This window comes from Lacisediminimonas profundi (genome assembly GCF_008831265.1).
GTDB classification, from domain to species: domain Bacteria; phylum Pseudomonadota; class Gammaproteobacteria; order Burkholderiales; family Burkholderiaceae_D; genus Lacisediminimonas; species Lacisediminimonas profundi.
In genome coordinates this window covers 974,859-988,071 of the sequence record NZ_VTTH01000001.1, presented here as the reverse complement: position 1 = coordinate 988,071, position 13,213 = coordinate 974,859, and the positions used below count along the sequence as shown (strand labels likewise).

Below are 13,213 nucleotides of genomic sequence, written 5' to 3'. Positions count from 1 at the left end.
TCAAGGGGAGGGAGCCATGAAGTCGCTCAGCCCTTGACGCCCCTGCTGCCACCAGGCAAGCAGGGGCGTCAAGCTTGAAGGCACCTGCCCTTCAATCCGATATCAATCGATCTTGATATTGCCGTCCTTGACCACCTTCGCCCACTTCGTCATTTCCGAATTGAAGAACTTGCCGTACTGCTCAGGCGTGGAAGGCGCAGCCGTGCCGCCGACGCCGAACAGGCGCTTCTTCGAGTCCGGATGGTTCAGGGCGACCTTGATGTCGGCGCTCAGCTTGTCGACGATCGCTTTCGGCGTCCCCGTCGGCGCCAGCACGCCAGCCCATGCATAGGCCTGGTAGCCCTTCAGTCCGGCTTCCTCGAAAGTTGGCACTTCAGGCAGCAAAGGCGAGCGCTTCGGGCTGCCCACGGCCAGCACCTTGACGCTGCCCTTCTTGATATGCGGCACAGCGGAAGGGCCATCGGCAAACATCATGTTGACCTGTCCACCCAGCACGTCGGTGACGGCGGCAGCGCTACCCTTGTAGGGAATCTGCAGCAACTGGGTCCCGGTCTGCAGGCGGAACAATTCGCCGGCCATGTGGGTGCCGCCGCCGCTGCCGGCCGATGCGTAAGTCACCTTGCCCGGGTTCTTCTTCGCGTAAGCGATCAGTTCGCTGACGGTATTGAACGGCGCTGAAGGATGCGCGATCAGGAAAACGTCGTACTGGGCCACGAAGGATACCGGCGTGAAATCCTTGATCACGTCATAGCCGGTATTAGGCATCAGCGACGGCAACACCGCGTGGTGGAAGGAGTTCACCAGCAGCGTGTAGCCGTCCGGCGCCGCGCGCGAAGCAATCGCTGCGCCGATGGCACCATTGGCACCCGGACGGTTTTCGACGATGACCGGCTGCTTCCACATTTCCTGCAGCCGCGCGCTCAGCACGCGGCCAGCCGTATCCAGCGGGCCGCCTGGCGGATAGGTCACGACCAGGGTCACCGGTTTGTTCGGGAATCCCGCCGGCGCCTGCGCGATAGCAGGCATGGCGGCACTGGCGAAAGCTGCAGCGGTGGCAGCCAGGAAGATGCGGCGGTCGAAATTCATGTTGTTTCCTGTTGAGTCCGTGATGGTTGACGGTATTGCTGAACGATGACTACTGAACGATGACTACTGGATGATGCCTTTGAGGCCTGCGATGTCCTCGGCCGACTTGCCGAGCAGGCCTTGCAGGATTTCGGTGGTGTGCTGGCCCAGGGTCGGCGCCGGCGAGTTGTACTGCACCGGCGTTTGCGACAGCCGCAGCGGGCTGGCGATGGTGGGCGTGGTTCCGCCCTCGGGCAGGGGAATTTCCTGCCACAGGCCGCGATGGCGTACCTGTTCGTCTTCGAATACCTGCTTGTAGTTATTGATCGGGCCGCTGGGAATACCGCCCGCTTCCAGCTGCTCCAGCCAGAGCGCCGACGGCCGTTGCCGCAGCAGGTCCTGCAGCAGCGGAATCAGCACTTCGCGGTTCTCCAGGCGGGCAGAGGTTTTTGCGAAGCGGATGTCGTCAGCCAGCGCGGGTTGGCCGATCACGCCGCACAACTTCCTGAACTGGCCATCGTTGCCGACGGCAACGATGATATGGCCGTCCTGCGTTTCGAACACCTGGTAGGGCACCACGCTCGGATGTTCGTTGCCCCAGCGGCGCGGAACATTACCGGTCGCCATGTAGGCCGCTGCCTGGTTGCTGCCGAAGGCGACGATGCAATCCAGCAGCGCCATGTCGATGTACTGGCCGGTTCCGGTCAGGTGGCGGGCGTTCAGCGCAGCCGTGATGGCCAGCGCAGAATACATGCCGGTCACGATGTCGGTGACTGCGATGCCGACCCGCTGCGGGCCGCCGCCCGGCGTGCCGTCGCGGCCGCCGGTAATGCTCATCAGGCCGCCGATGCCCTGGAATACATAGTCGTAGCCGGGACGGTGCGCATGCGGTCCGTCCTGGCCGTAGCCGGTGATGGAGCAATAGATCAGGCGCGGGTTGATCTTTTTCAGGTCGTCCCAGGCCAGACCGTAGCGCGCCATGTCGCCGACCTTGTAATTTTCGATGAAAACGTCGGATATCGCCGCCAGCTCGCGCACCAGCGCCTGGCCTTCAGCGGTGGAGATGTCGATCGCAATCGACTTCTTGTTGCGGTTGGCCGAACCGTAATAGGTGGCATCGCGGGTGTCGTTGCCATCCTGGTCCTTGATCCAGGGCGGGCCCCAGCTGCGGGTGTCGTCACCGCTGCCGGGACGCTCGACCTTGATGACCTCGGCGCCGAGATCGGCCAGGTTTTGGGTGCACCACGGACCGGCCAAAACCCTGGACAGATCCAGGACGCGAATATTGGAGAGTGCTTGTTGCATCGTTTTTTACGACTCCGATGACGACGAAGGGATTTGGGGATAATATCAGTTTTCGCGAACATTTGTTCGCAAATGGTGCTTAACGCACTTTCCAGGGGCGTTTTGCCCTTGCTTATGGTGCATGGCATTACTATTGCCGCCACGCTAGGCATGTAACCGATCAAGAATGAAAAATGACTGAGACCACCGAAGAAAAAAACGTCGAGCTGCTGGAATCGCTGTCCAAGGGACTGGCGCTGTTGCGTCTGTTCGCGACCGGCATTCCCGCCATCACGATCCAGGATGTGGCGGCGAAACTGGATGTGACCCGCGCGGCTGCGCGCCGCCTGCTGCTGACACTGCAGCATCACGGGTATGTCGCACAACATGGCCGGCTGTTTTCCGTGACGCCGCGTGTGATCGAATTGGGCTATGCATATTTCGCGTCCATGGACCTTCCCAGGCTGGCGGCGCCAGCGATGCGCGACCTGGCCCTTGAAGTCAGCCAGACCTGTTCGCTTGGCGTACTGGACGGCGACTCGGTGACGCTGATTGCGCGCGAGGAACCGGAGATGGTGCTGCGCCTGGATCTGTCGGTGGGCAGGCGCCTGCCCGCCTATGCGCACTCGCTCGGCCGCCCCTTGCTGGCCGCGCTCGACAGCGAGCAATGGAATGACTATCTGCAGCGGGTAGACCTGCGCCGGCTGAGCCCCTATACCACCACATCCAGGACTGCGCTGGAAAGTGCGCTGAAGCAGATACGCGAGGATGGTTACTGCGTGGTGCTGGATGAAATGACCGAGGGAGTGGGTGGCATTTCGGTGCCGATCCGCAACCACGCCGGCACGGTGGCGGCGTCGATGAACGTCAGCATGGTGCTCGGCCGCAGGACCAGGGAAACCATTGTCCGCGACTATTTACCGCCCCTGCAGGCGGCAGTGGCCTCGGTCGAGAAAGTGCTGCATGCGGTGCGGGGCTGAGCCCAGCCCAGGAAGTGCGACCGAAGTGCGACCGAAGTGCGACCGAAGTACGACCGGTCAGATCTCGACCACCAGGCGCGGATCGAAGACTGCATTCTCGAAGCGCAACTGTGCCGGATCCTGCACCGATTTATTCTGCGGATAGCCGCAGGGGTTGGCAACGACCCGTGTTCCGTTCACCTGGTAGCTGAAACTGGAGTGCGTGTGACCATGGATCCAGAGCGCGGCCTTTCCCATCAGCGCCTCCAGGTCGGTCACGAAGCCCGCATTCGCGGGGTGGCCGGCGTAGTCAGGATGGATGGAATTCCTGTGCGGCGCGTGATGGGTGACGACCACGGTCTTGCCGGCGAAAGGCTCATCCAGTTTCTGCGCCAGCCAGGCACGCGACTGGCGGTGCAATGCAAGCGCATGTTCCGGCTCGAACAGGCCATCGCCAAACCGGATCCGGCTATGGTCGTACATGAATTTTTTCGCCAACTCCATCGCCCCAGCGGGATTGGCGTCGAGCGCGTAATCGGTCCACAGGCAGCAGCCCAGGAAGCGCACGCCTGACAGGACGATTTCCTCGTTCTCCAGGTAATTGACCGGTCCCTTGGGCGCACCGGAGAGCTGGCTGCGCACCGCATGATATTCGTCGCCGTAGAACTCATGATTGCCATGCACATAGATGATGGGCACCGGCCAGTCGTCGAAGGGAATCGGCCCGTTGCAGCGGTTGGCAATATCGCCCGCCAGCACCAGCACATCGGCGTCGGCAGGAATCACGCCCCGATGGCCGGGATGCAAATGCTGGAGTTGTTCGAGATGAAGGTCGGAAGCAATCTGGATTTTCATTGGTAGCCTGGAAATGTCGCGATCAATGCGATTCATTGCGATTCACTGCGAAGCAAGAGAATACTTCATGCGACAAATCGGCGTTTCAAGGAACCCGCCCCCCGAACCGGCTAGAATGGGCGCCCCACCGCCCTTGCGCCGCCAGGCCATCCGTTTCATGAAGCAACTGATCAACGCCCGCATCCTGTCGCAGGAAAATCTTCCTGCCCCCTCCGTGATCCAGCAGGAGATCCCGCACACCAAGAAGTCGCTGGCCGCCGTCCTCAGCGGCCGGGCGACGCTGGAAGACATACTGGACCGCAAGGACAGCCGCCGCTTCATCGTGGTGGGGCCCTGCTCCATCCACGATCCGGCCGCCGCGCTGGAATATGCTGAAAGGCTCAAGCCGCTGGCGGCCGAAGTCGAGGATGTGCTGGTACTGGTGATGCGGGTCTATTTCGAAAAGCCGCGCACCACAGTGGGCTGGAAAGGCCTGATCAACGATCCGGACCGGGATGATTCGTTCGACATCGTCAAGGGCATCCGCATCGCCCGCACGCTGCTGCGCGACATCAGCGAAATGGGCCTGGCGACCGGCACCGAGGCGCTCGATCCGCTGATGCCGCAGTATCTGGGCGACATGGTCAGCTGGAATGCGATCGGCGCCCGCACCACCGAATCGCAGACCCATCGGGAAATGGCGAGTGGCCTGTCGACGCCGGTGGGACTGAAGAATGGCACTGACGGCAGCCTGGCGGTGGCGATCAACGCCATGCAAGCGGCAGGTACACCGCACGCATTCCTCGGCATCGATGGCGAGGGAAAGACATCGGTAATCCGCACCGCCGGAAACCCGCACGGACACCTGATCCTGCGCGGCGGCCATGCGCCGAATTACGGCGCCGAGGCTGTGGCGCAGGCCGAGGCTTTGCTGAAGAAAGCCGGACTGCCGGCATCGATCGTGGTCGACTGCAGCCATGGCAACTCCAACAAGGACCACAAGCGCCAAGTCGGCGTGCTGCAGGAAGTGGTGCGCCAGATCGGCGACGGCAACACCAGCCTGGTCGGCATGATGATCGAGTCGAACATCGTCGAAGGCGCACAAAAGATCCAGCCGGATCTTTCAAAGCTCGTGTACGGGCAGTCGGTGACCGACGCGTGCATCGGGTGGGAGGATACGGTTACGGCGATTCGGGAAGCGGCGGAGGTGTTGCGCGGGATGTAGGAGCCGCTTGCGTCGTGAATGCTTTTTCCCGCAGGAGAAAAAGCGTCAAAGGCCGATCGCCCTTGTAGCTCCCTCCCTGAGGCGGGGGTTGCGACGTAGCCGGCTTCCGCACCGGCGGGCGTTTTCCTTTCCATGCTAGCGTTTGTGCTGTTTTCGAATTGGCGTTGCTTGCGACCTGGCCGGTTTCCGCACCGGCGGGCGTGTCCCTTTCTTTGCTCGCCAAAGAAAGGAACCAAAGAAAGGCGACCCGGATACGACGCCCCTTCGGGGTCCCCCCAAAATCCGACGGCCTGGCGGAGAAGCGTGCAAACTCGCTTCGCTCAGACAAGCACGCTTCTTTTTCCGCCATCCCATCAGATTTCGGGGCGTCGCATACGGGGGGTACGTCAAAAACGTATCGCTACGGACAACGCTTGAAACACATGGGAGCTGATCGACGATCGGCGATTGACCTGATGATCTGGTGATCTGGCGAGCTAATCCAAATGCGGTTGATCATTGCGCCATCGTTCGATCGACCCGAACCACTGCACCCCAATCGCCAATTTGAAGCTTCGAAAAACATTAAGAGTCAACGGTGCGCTGGGCATCGGCATAAGACACTTCATGGGGTTGGCTGATTAGGTAAGCTGCACACAGCCGAGGGATCATCTCTCGCGAACGTCGCACTGGGTTAGCCCAGACATCCGCCTCTGGTTGGCTATCGAGGCGGGCGTTGGCCAAGTGGGTTTTGACTTTGGTTTCTTTGGTGACTTTCTTTTCCAAAAGAAAGTTACACACCCGCCGGGGTGTCTCCCGGCTTCACAACCACAACAATCAAACCCAGCCGCACTAACCGCAAGCCAACGAGCCAACGAGCCAAAAAACGCAGCCCGTAACCCGCCCCTCCCATCACCCCTTCGCCGCCACCACCGTCCCCACACATTCCCCAAACCCGATCCGCACCGCCCCCGCCGTTTCGCAAACCGCGCGTATCACCACAGTATCCCCGTCCTCCAGGAAACTGCGCTTCTCGCCCGAAGGCAAGGTGATCGGCTGCTTGCCGCCAACGCTCAGTTCCAGCATCGAACCCGCTTCGCCCGGGGTCGGCCCCGACATCGTGCCGGTGCCTAGCAGGTCGCCCGGATTCAATGCGCAGCCATTGCTGGCATGGTGGGTGATCAATTGCGATGCCGACCAGTAGGCCGCATCCTTGAAGTTGGAGCGCGACAGCAGCACCGGCGCTTCGCCGCGTTCCCGCATCGCTTTCGTCTGCAGCAGCAGTTCCAGCTGGATGTCATACGTACCGCCCTCGCGCAGCGCCGGAGAATCCAGGTAAGCCAGCGGTTGCGGATCTTCAGCCGCGCGCACCCATGGCCGGCGGAATGGCTCAAGCGCTTCCCGGGTCACGATCCACGGCGAAATGGAGGTGGCAAAACTCTTTGCCAGGAAAGGTCCGAGCGGCTGGTATTCCCAGCCCTGCATGTCGCGAGCGGACCAGTCGTTGAGCAGGCACAAGCCGAAGAAATGACGGTCTGCATCCGCCATCGGTATCGGCTCGCCCATTTCATTGCCCTCGGCGATGAAGATACCCATCTCCAGTTCGTAGTCGAGCCGCTTCGAGGGACCGACCGAGGGTGTTTCTGCGTCGGCTGCGCGAACCTGCCCGGAAGGACGCCGTACCGGCGTGCCGGAAACGACCACCGTGGAGGCGCGGCCGTGATAGCCGATCGGCACCCATTTGTAATTGGGCAGCAGCGGATTATCCGGACGCATCATCTTGCCCACCGCGGTGGCATGATGGATGGACGCATAAAAGTCCGTGTAGTCGCGGACCATGCACGGCAATTGCATCTGCACGTCGGCCTGCGGAACCAGGCAGCCGGCAAGCTGTTCCCGGGCCGATGAATCGGGCCCCAGCAATGAGGACAGGAACTCGCGGAACGCGGCCCGCGCCGACGCCGGCAAGCCCATGAATGCGTTCAGCGTTTCACCGGCCAGCGCATCCAGCACGTTTGCCAGCGCTGCCGGCACGTTCAGCGTCGCCGAAATTCCGTGCAGCCGCCGCAGGTCGAGGATCTGGTCCCCGATCGCCACGCCGAGCCGGACGCGGCCGTCGCCGCCGGCCGTGAGCCGGTACGCGCCGAAAGGCAGGTTCTCGATCGGAAAAATGGTGTCGGCCTGGTTCGCGCTGGCGACCCAGCTGCCTCTGGATTGTTTTGCTGCCACGTTTGCTCCACAAGATTAGTGATTACTGCAGCCGAGCTTGTCGGCGCCAGCCGGCCGCCGTGATCCCATTGCTGCGGATCAGCGCCGACCGGCCGCGGGGATCCCCGCTTCCATGCCCGCCGAGATGCCTGCCTTCAGGTCTCCAGCGTTTTCCACATCTCGATGTCGCGCTCGGCGGTCCAGACGCGCGGATCGCGGTACTGCGTCGCTTCGTCGTAGGCGCGGGTGACGTCGAATGGCATGCAGTGGTCAAAGATGACCCAGTTGCCATATTTCGGCTTCAGCTTGTCATAGGTTGTGCGATAGACCGCATTCAGGTCGCGGCCGGCGGCGACGCCTTCCTTGACGCTGGCGTACAGGTCGGACACGAAATCCCGGGTCGCTGCCAGGCCTTGCTGCACCTGGTCTTCACCCTTCAGGGCAGGACCGCGGCCAGGAACCAGCGCCAGCGGCTTCAATGCGGCGATGTTCTCGAGCGTCTGCGGCCAGTCCTGGAAATAGGCGTCGCCGGCATAAGGGGTGGCGTCGAACTCGACCAGGTCGCCGGACAGCATGGTGCGCTCCTGCGGCAGCCAGACCACGGTGTCGCCCTTGGTGTGGCCGCGCCCCAATTGCAGCAACTGCACTTCCAGCTTGCCCAGCCAGAGCGTCATCTTGCCCTGGAAGGTCATGGTCGGCCAGGTCATGCCGGCCGGCACTGTCTCGACATTGCGGAACAGACGCGGGAAGCGGCCGATTTCGCTGGCCTTGTCGGCTTCGCCGCGCTCGACGATCAGGTCGTAGGTGTCCTGGCTGGCCAGGATTTCTTGCGGCTGGTAAGCGCTGGCGCCCAGCACGCGCACCGCATGGTAATGGGTCAGCACCACGTATTTGATCGGCTTGTCGGTCACCTCCCGGATACGCCGGATGACGTCGGCCGCCATGGCCGGCGTGGCCTGGGTGTCGGCCACCAGCACGGCGTCATCGCCAATGATGATGCCGGTGTTCGGATCGCCCTCGGCGGTATAGGCCCATGCATGCTCGGACAGCTGGGTGAAAGTGACTTGCTTTTCTTCCAGGTCGGCCTGGCTGGCGAAGGTCTTGGTTTTGGTGTTCATTACTTTGCTCTCTTTTTGACAATCAAACGGTCTCTCGGCGGCTTGGAATTACACGGACTCCAGGCGGCTTGGCGCAGGCGATGCGCCAGGCCGCCGCCAACAATTTTCACGGTACGGGTGACTGGCCCTCGGCCGGCCAGGGCCGGGCCTGCGCCGGGCCAGGCAAGCCGGCACGCCCTCCATACATCACCCTATACATCACGCCGGGCGCTCTGCATCGCCTCGGTCAGCACGCCGCGATCGCCGACATGGTTGGCCAGCACCAGCAGCAGCCGGGCCTGGAACAAGGAGGCCTGTTCATCGTTCAGGTCGCGCTGGCAGGCGATCAGCTCCTCGTAGAATCCGTCGGGATCCGGAATGTTCGGTTCACGGTTCAGTGGCATGTTCCATCCTTTGCAATCAGTGGGCACAAGCGTGCGCGAGGGCGGACCTGATCTTGTCCACATCGAACGAACGCCAGCGAGCCGCGACATGATGATCGGGCCGCAGCAGGTAGACCGTGCCCGGTTTGCCGTCATAGCGCTGGCCCACCAGCCCCTTGGCGTCGACCAGGTCGCGGCCGACTGACAGCACCGTGGCTGTCACGTGCGCCAGGCGCACGCTCTCCACGGCTGGCGCCGGATCGAACACCAGCAGCGAGAATCCATCCGGCAGCTGGCCCAGCAGCCATCCAGGCTTGCCGCCGACCGTTACCGGCGCATCCGCGCAATTCGTGCCAGGCGCCATCTTGCCCTCGAACACCGATTCGTCGGGCGTGTTCAGCGACGAATCCAGGTACGGCGTCGGCAGTGACAGTCGTCCGCTGTTGACCAGCTTGCGGGCGAACGGCTCATGCTCGGCCAGTTGCAACGTGGCATTGCGCAAGTTCAGGCTGGCGCGGCTCTTGGGCGTGATGAAATCGGTCGAGCGGGTGGAATTGAGCAGGTTGTCGTCCGCGGCCAGGGCGCGCTCTTCATGGTAAGTGTCGAGCAAGGCATCCGGCGCAGCGCCATCCAGCACCAGCTTGAGTTTCCAGATCAGGTTGTCGACGTCCTGCACGCCGGAGTTCGCGCCGCGGGCCCCAAACGGCGACACTTGATGCGCCGAATCGCCGGCGAAGATGACGCGGTCATGGCGGAACTTGTCAATGCGCCGGCAGGCGAACTGGTACACCGACACCCATTCAAGATCAAACTCGACATCCTTGCCCAGCATGGCCTGGATGCGCGGAATCACTTTTTCCGGCTTCTTTTCTTCTGCCGGGTCGGCGTCCCAGCCCAGCTGGAAGTCGATGCGCCAGACATTGTCGGCCTGGCGGTGCAACAGCACGCTCTGGCCGGGATGAAATGGCGGATCGAACCAGAACCAACGCTCGGTCGGGAATTCAGCCTTCATCACGACATCGGCGATCAGGAATCGGTCCTGGAAAAACTGGCCGCCGAACTCGGCGCCCACCATTTTCCTGACGTCGCTGTTGGCGCCGTCGCAGGCGATGACCCAGTCCGTCTCCATCTGGAACACGCCGTCCGGCGTTTCCACCGTCAGGCGCGCGTGATCGGATTGCTGCGACAGGCCGACCACCTTGTGCTTCCAGCGCAGGTCGACCAGCGGCGAAGCCTGGCAGGCCTCGACGATGTACTGCTCCAGGTAGTACTGCTGGAGGTTGATCATGGCCGGCATCTTGTGGCCGGCCTCGGGGAGCAAGTCGAAAGAATAGACCAGGTCGTTCCTGAAAAATACCTTGCCCACTTTCCAGCTCACGCCCTTTTCCACCATGCGTTCGCCGACGCCCAGGCGGTCCCAGATCTCGAGCGGCCGTTTCGCGTAGCAGACGGCGCGCGAGCCGACGCTGACGGTATTGTTATCGTCCAGCACGACCGCGTGCAGGCCGCGCCGCGCGCACTCGAGCGCAGCGGTCAGCCCGACCGGGCCGGCGCCGACGATGACCACCGGATGCCGGCTGATGACGCCATCGCGCTGCTCGGCCGACTGCAAGTACGGAAATTCAGGACTCCGGTACGTCTTCTGCATGACTGTCCCTTGTCAGGCCTGGCTGGTAGCACCACCCACACCCAATTCCCGTTCATGCATCCACGCCGCATGCTTGGGCGCGCGCCGGGTCTGCGACCACTCTTCCAGCATCTCCCACTTCACATCGTCCAGTTTTTTCATCTGATCCGGGGTGGCGCAGTCGGCTGCCAGTTCAAGGCGATGGCCGCTCGGATCGTGGAAGTAGATCGACTTGAAGATAGTGTGATCGGTTACCCCGAGAACTTCAATCCCGGCAGCTTCCAGCCGCGCCTTGGCCTCGCGCAATGCGTCCTCGCTCTCGAGCTTGAAGGCGATGTGCTGCACCCAGCTCGGCGTGTTTTCATCACGTCCCATCGGCGGCGAATTGGGAATCTCGAAGAATGCCAGCACATTGCCGTTGCCGGCATCCAGGAACACATGCATGTAGGGATCCGGCGCCTTGGTTGACGGCACCAGGTCCTCCGCGATCGCCAGCACGAATTTCATGTCCAGGTGCTTGACGTACCACTCTACGGTTTCCTTGGCGTCGCGGCAGCGGTATGCCACGTGATGGATGCGCTCGATGTTCATGTCTTGCCTCCTCGTATCGGATTCAGTTTGCATATATTTTAGTAACGCTTGTTACGATATAGAGAATGGCATTGATGCGTCAAGCAGTTTTTACGTAAGCATTATCGATTTTCAGGGATATGCTTGCCGATCTCCGCATATGTAACGTGCGATACAATTGCCACCATGGACCTGCAAAAATTCTTTCCCTACCGCGTGTCCCGCCTGGCCGAAGCCGTCAGTCTTGCGACGGCACAGGTCTATGCGAAGCGTTTCAAGCTTACTCGCGACGAATGGCGCGTGGTTGCCGCGCTGGCGGATGCCGGCGAGGTAAAGACTGCGCAAATTCTGGAAAGCAGCACGCTGGACAAGATGCGCGTCAGCCGCGCCGTTGCGCGGCTTGAACGGGACGGCCTCGTGGCGCGCTCGCCAGACCCGGATGATGGCCGCGGCCATCGCGTACGCCTGCTGCCAGCCGGCGCCGCGCTGTATGGAAAGGTGGTGCCGATGGTGCAGGCGCGCGAAGAATTCCTGCTCGCTGCACTGGACCCGGAAGAGCGCGCAGTGCTGGACCGGGCAATGGCCAAGGTCAGGGAGCGTGCCGAACAGCTGGTACGCCAAGGTTGAGGCCCAGGCCGCGGCTGCCGTCCTGCCAGCAGCCACGGTAACCACCTTGCGCAGCGGCGATTTTCATTTACACTCGATCCGCGCCTTTGCGCACCGCTCCGGGAACAGGAAAGAGAAGCTGGCATGGAACCGATCGCCCTACGTTACTTCCGCGAAGTTGCCGCACATGGTTCGGTGCGCCACGCAGCAGAGCGCATGTTCGTTGCGCAAAGCGCGGTCAGCCGCCAGGTCGCACTGCTGGAATCTGAACTCGGGGTGCCGCTGTTCGAGCGCCATGCGCGCGGCATGTCGCTGACCGAGGCGGGACAACTGCTACTGACCTATTCCAACGACCAGCGCAGCCGTTTCGACGAGCTGCGCGGCGTGATCCAGGAATATGAAACGCTGCGCCGCGGTCACGCCGAAATTGCCTGCGTCGAAGGCCTGCTGACCAGTTTCATGCCCGATGCCCTGCGCGCATTTGCCGAAATCAATCCGGCAATTTCGCTGGGTGTCGCATCGGTCGGCTCGCAGGCAGTGGCCGAGGGCGTGGCGGAGCATCGCTACGACCTCGGCATTGTCTTCGGCAGTTCGCCCCGCACCGACCTGGTGGAACTGGCGCGCATGCCGCAGCCGCTCTTTGCAGCCGTCTCGCCCGCTCATCCGCTGGCGCGGCTCGACCGCTGCACGCTGGCCGACATCGAACCCTACCCGGTGGTGCTGCCGGATCGCTCCTTCGTCATCCGGCAACTGATCGACCGCGTCTGCGTTGCCCGCAAGCTGAGCCTGTCGCGCATGGTGGAATCCAATACCCTCGCCTTCGCCCAGGCACTGGTCACCGGCAGCAACACCCATGTGACCTTCCTGACCATCGACCTGCTCACGCCCAGCATGAAGCTCGGCACGCTGGTCGGCCTGACGCTGGACGAACGCCTGCTGCAGGCGCGCCAGGTCACCCTGGTGGCCAGCCGCACGCGCAAGCTGTCGCTGGCCGCCAGGCACCTGGCGAACTGGATGGCCGAGCGGATGAAGGCAAAACAACGGCCGCGCAGCCGCTAGGGAAAAAACCGGACAGGTGATTGTTGCCATGTCCGGGAGGCGCTGTCCTCGACGCCATTGCCTGGCTCGAAGAGCATGCAAGCACCACCTGTTCCAGCCCCATGCGATGCGTAAGCGAGCGACGACGCTCACCCACTCACCCACCCACGCCCGCCGACTTCCATATCCTGCTGCACTGCGACAACGAGCGTTCTCCAAATGAGAACGCTGCGCTCGAAAATCTGTTGCACTCCATCAAGCATTGGCAAGCTAGAATCATTTCGCGCTCATCGCCACGAATGCTTGCGTCGTTTGGGTGGCTCTCACCGCTTCAGTCC

The 13,213-nt window shown here is 62.3% G+C and carries 12 protein-coding genes; 4 read left to right on the top strand and 8 right to left on the bottom strand.

Translation table 11 applies throughout. The features are described 5' to 3' along the window. Nucleotides 1–102 precede the first annotated feature (102 nt). Both FVE66_RS04470 and FVE66_RS04465 read right to left on the bottom strand, forming a co-directional pair. A complete protein-coding gene (locus FVE66_RS04470; RefSeq protein ID WP_151446157.1) occupies nucleotides 103–1,086 on the bottom strand; it encodes a tripartite tricarboxylate transporter substrate binding protein in 984 nt (327 codons plus the stop codon). A 63-nt stretch (nucleotides 1,087–1,149) separates the two neighbouring features. Then, a complete protein-coding gene (locus tag FVE66_RS04465) occupies nucleotides 1,150–2,370 on the bottom strand; it encodes a CaiB/BaiF CoA transferase family protein (RefSeq protein ID WP_151446156.1) in 1,221 nt (406 codons plus the stop codon). 173 nt (nucleotides 2,371–2,543) lie between these two features. On the opposite strand from FVE66_RS04465, the gene FVE66_RS04460 reads away from it, so the two are divergent. Continuing rightward, nucleotides 2,544–3,329: an IclR family transcriptional regulator domain-containing protein gene (locus tag FVE66_RS04460; protein WP_151446155.1), complete on the top strand. Its 786-nt coding sequence runs from the start codon at nucleotides 2,544–2,546 to the stop codon at nucleotides 3,327–3,329. Between the two features lie 57 nt (nucleotides 3,330–3,386). Here FVE66_RS04460 and FVE66_RS04455 read toward each other — a convergent pair whose 3' ends face one another. Further along, a complete protein-coding gene (locus FVE66_RS04455) occupies nucleotides 3,387–4,199 on the bottom strand; it encodes a metallophosphoesterase (protein ID WP_241672999.1) in 813 nt (270 codons plus the stop codon). A 79-nt stretch (nucleotides 4,200–4,278) separates the two neighbouring features. Here FVE66_RS04455 and FVE66_RS04450 point away from each other — a divergent pair, with 79 nt between their 5' ends. Next, the gene (locus tag FVE66_RS04450; protein WP_241672998.1) at nucleotides 4,279–5,367 is read left to right on the top strand and encodes a 3-deoxy-7-phosphoheptulonate synthase; all 1,089 of its coding nucleotides are present in this window, start codon (nucleotides 4,279–4,281) and stop codon (nucleotides 5,365–5,367) included. A gap of 891 nt (nucleotides 5,368–6,258) precedes the next feature. Here FVE66_RS04450 and fahA read toward each other — a convergent pair. From fahA to FVE66_RS04425, 5 genes are all read right to left on the bottom strand, one after another. Further along, on the bottom strand, nucleotides 6,259–7,575 hold the full coding sequence (gene fahA / locus FVE66_RS04445; protein WP_151446154.1) for a fumarylacetoacetase: 1,317 nt from the start codon (nucleotides 7,573–7,575) through the stop codon (nucleotides 6,259–6,261). 134 nt (nucleotides 7,576–7,709) lie between these two features. Continuing rightward, complete coding sequence (locus FVE66_RS04440; RefSeq protein ID WP_151446153.1) at nucleotides 7,710–8,672, bottom strand: MBL fold metallo-hydrolase; 963 nt, start codon at nucleotides 8,670–8,672, stop codon at nucleotides 7,710–7,712. A gap of 191 nt (nucleotides 8,673–8,863) precedes the next feature. After that, nucleotides 8,864–9,055 carry a DUF2783 domain-containing protein gene (locus FVE66_RS04435; RefSeq protein WP_151446152.1) on the bottom strand — a complete coding sequence of 64 codons (192 nt, stop codon included), beginning with the start codon at nucleotides 9,053–9,055 and terminating at the stop codon, nucleotides 8,864–8,866. Nucleotides 9,056–9,071: 16 nt separating this feature from the next. Then, on the bottom strand, nucleotides 9,072–10,682 hold the full coding sequence (locus FVE66_RS04430; protein WP_151446151.1) for an FAD-dependent oxidoreductase: 1,611 nt from the start codon (nucleotides 10,680–10,682) through the stop codon (nucleotides 9,072–9,074). Nucleotides 10,683–10,694: 12 nt separating this feature from the next. Beyond that, nucleotides 10,695–11,252, bottom strand: coding sequence for a VOC family protein (locus FVE66_RS04425; RefSeq protein ID WP_151446150.1), 558 nt, complete (start codon nucleotides 11,250–11,252; stop codon nucleotides 10,695–10,697). A gap of 165 nt (nucleotides 11,253–11,417) precedes the next feature. On the opposite strand from FVE66_RS04425, the gene FVE66_RS04420 reads away from it, so the two are divergent. After that, nucleotides 11,418–11,858, top strand: coding sequence for a MarR family winged helix-turn-helix transcriptional regulator (locus FVE66_RS04420; protein ID WP_151446149.1), 441 nt, complete (start codon nucleotides 11,418–11,420; stop codon nucleotides 11,856–11,858). Between the two features lie 123 nt (nucleotides 11,859–11,981). Next, nucleotides 11,982–12,896 (top strand): LysR family transcriptional regulator, encoded by a 915-nt coding sequence (locus tag FVE66_RS04415; protein ID WP_151446148.1) that lies wholly within the window; start codon nucleotides 11,982–11,984, stop codon nucleotides 12,894–12,896. Nucleotides 12,897–13,213: the final 317 nt, after the last annotated feature.

Coding starts and splice junctions, on each gene's coding strand:
- FVE66_RS04470 (WP_151446157.1), bottom strand. CDS start 1,086: ATGAATTTCGACCGCCGCATCTTCCTGGCTGCCACCGCTGCAGCTTTC.
- FVE66_RS04465 (WP_151446156.1), bottom strand. CDS start 2,370: ATGCAACAAGCACTCTCCAATATTCGCGTCCTGGATCTGTCCAGGGTT.
- FVE66_RS04460 (WP_151446155.1), top strand. CDS start 2,544: ATGACTGAGACCACCGAAGAAAAAAACGTCGAGCTGCTGGAATCGCTG.
- FVE66_RS04455 (WP_241672999.1), bottom strand. CDS start 4,199: ATGAATCGCATTGATCGCGACATTTCCAGGCTACCAATGAAAATCCAG.
- FVE66_RS04450 (WP_241672998.1), top strand. CDS start 4,279: ATGGGCGCCCCACCGCCCTTGCGCCGCCAGGCCATCCGTTTCATGAAG.
- FVE66_RS04440 (WP_151446153.1), bottom strand. CDS start 8,672: ATGAACACCAAAACCAAGACCTTCGCCAGCCAGGCCGACCTGGAAGAA.
- FVE66_RS04435 (WP_151446152.1), bottom strand. CDS start 9,055: ATGCCACTGAACCGTGAACCGAACATTCCGGATCCCGACGGATTCTAC.
- FVE66_RS04430 (WP_151446151.1), bottom strand. CDS start 10,682: ATGCAGAAGACGTACCGGAGTCCTGAATTTCCGTACTTGCAGTCGGCC.
- FVE66_RS04425 (WP_151446150.1), bottom strand. CDS start 11,252: ATGAACATCGAGCGCATCCATCACGTGGCATACCGCTGCCGCGACGCC.
- FVE66_RS04420 (WP_151446149.1), top strand. CDS start 11,418: ATGGACCTGCAAAAATTCTTTCCCTACCGCGTGTCCCGCCTGGCCGAA.
- FVE66_RS04415 (WP_151446148.1), top strand. CDS start 11,982: ATGGAACCGATCGCCCTACGTTACTTCCGCGAAGTTGCCGCACATGGT.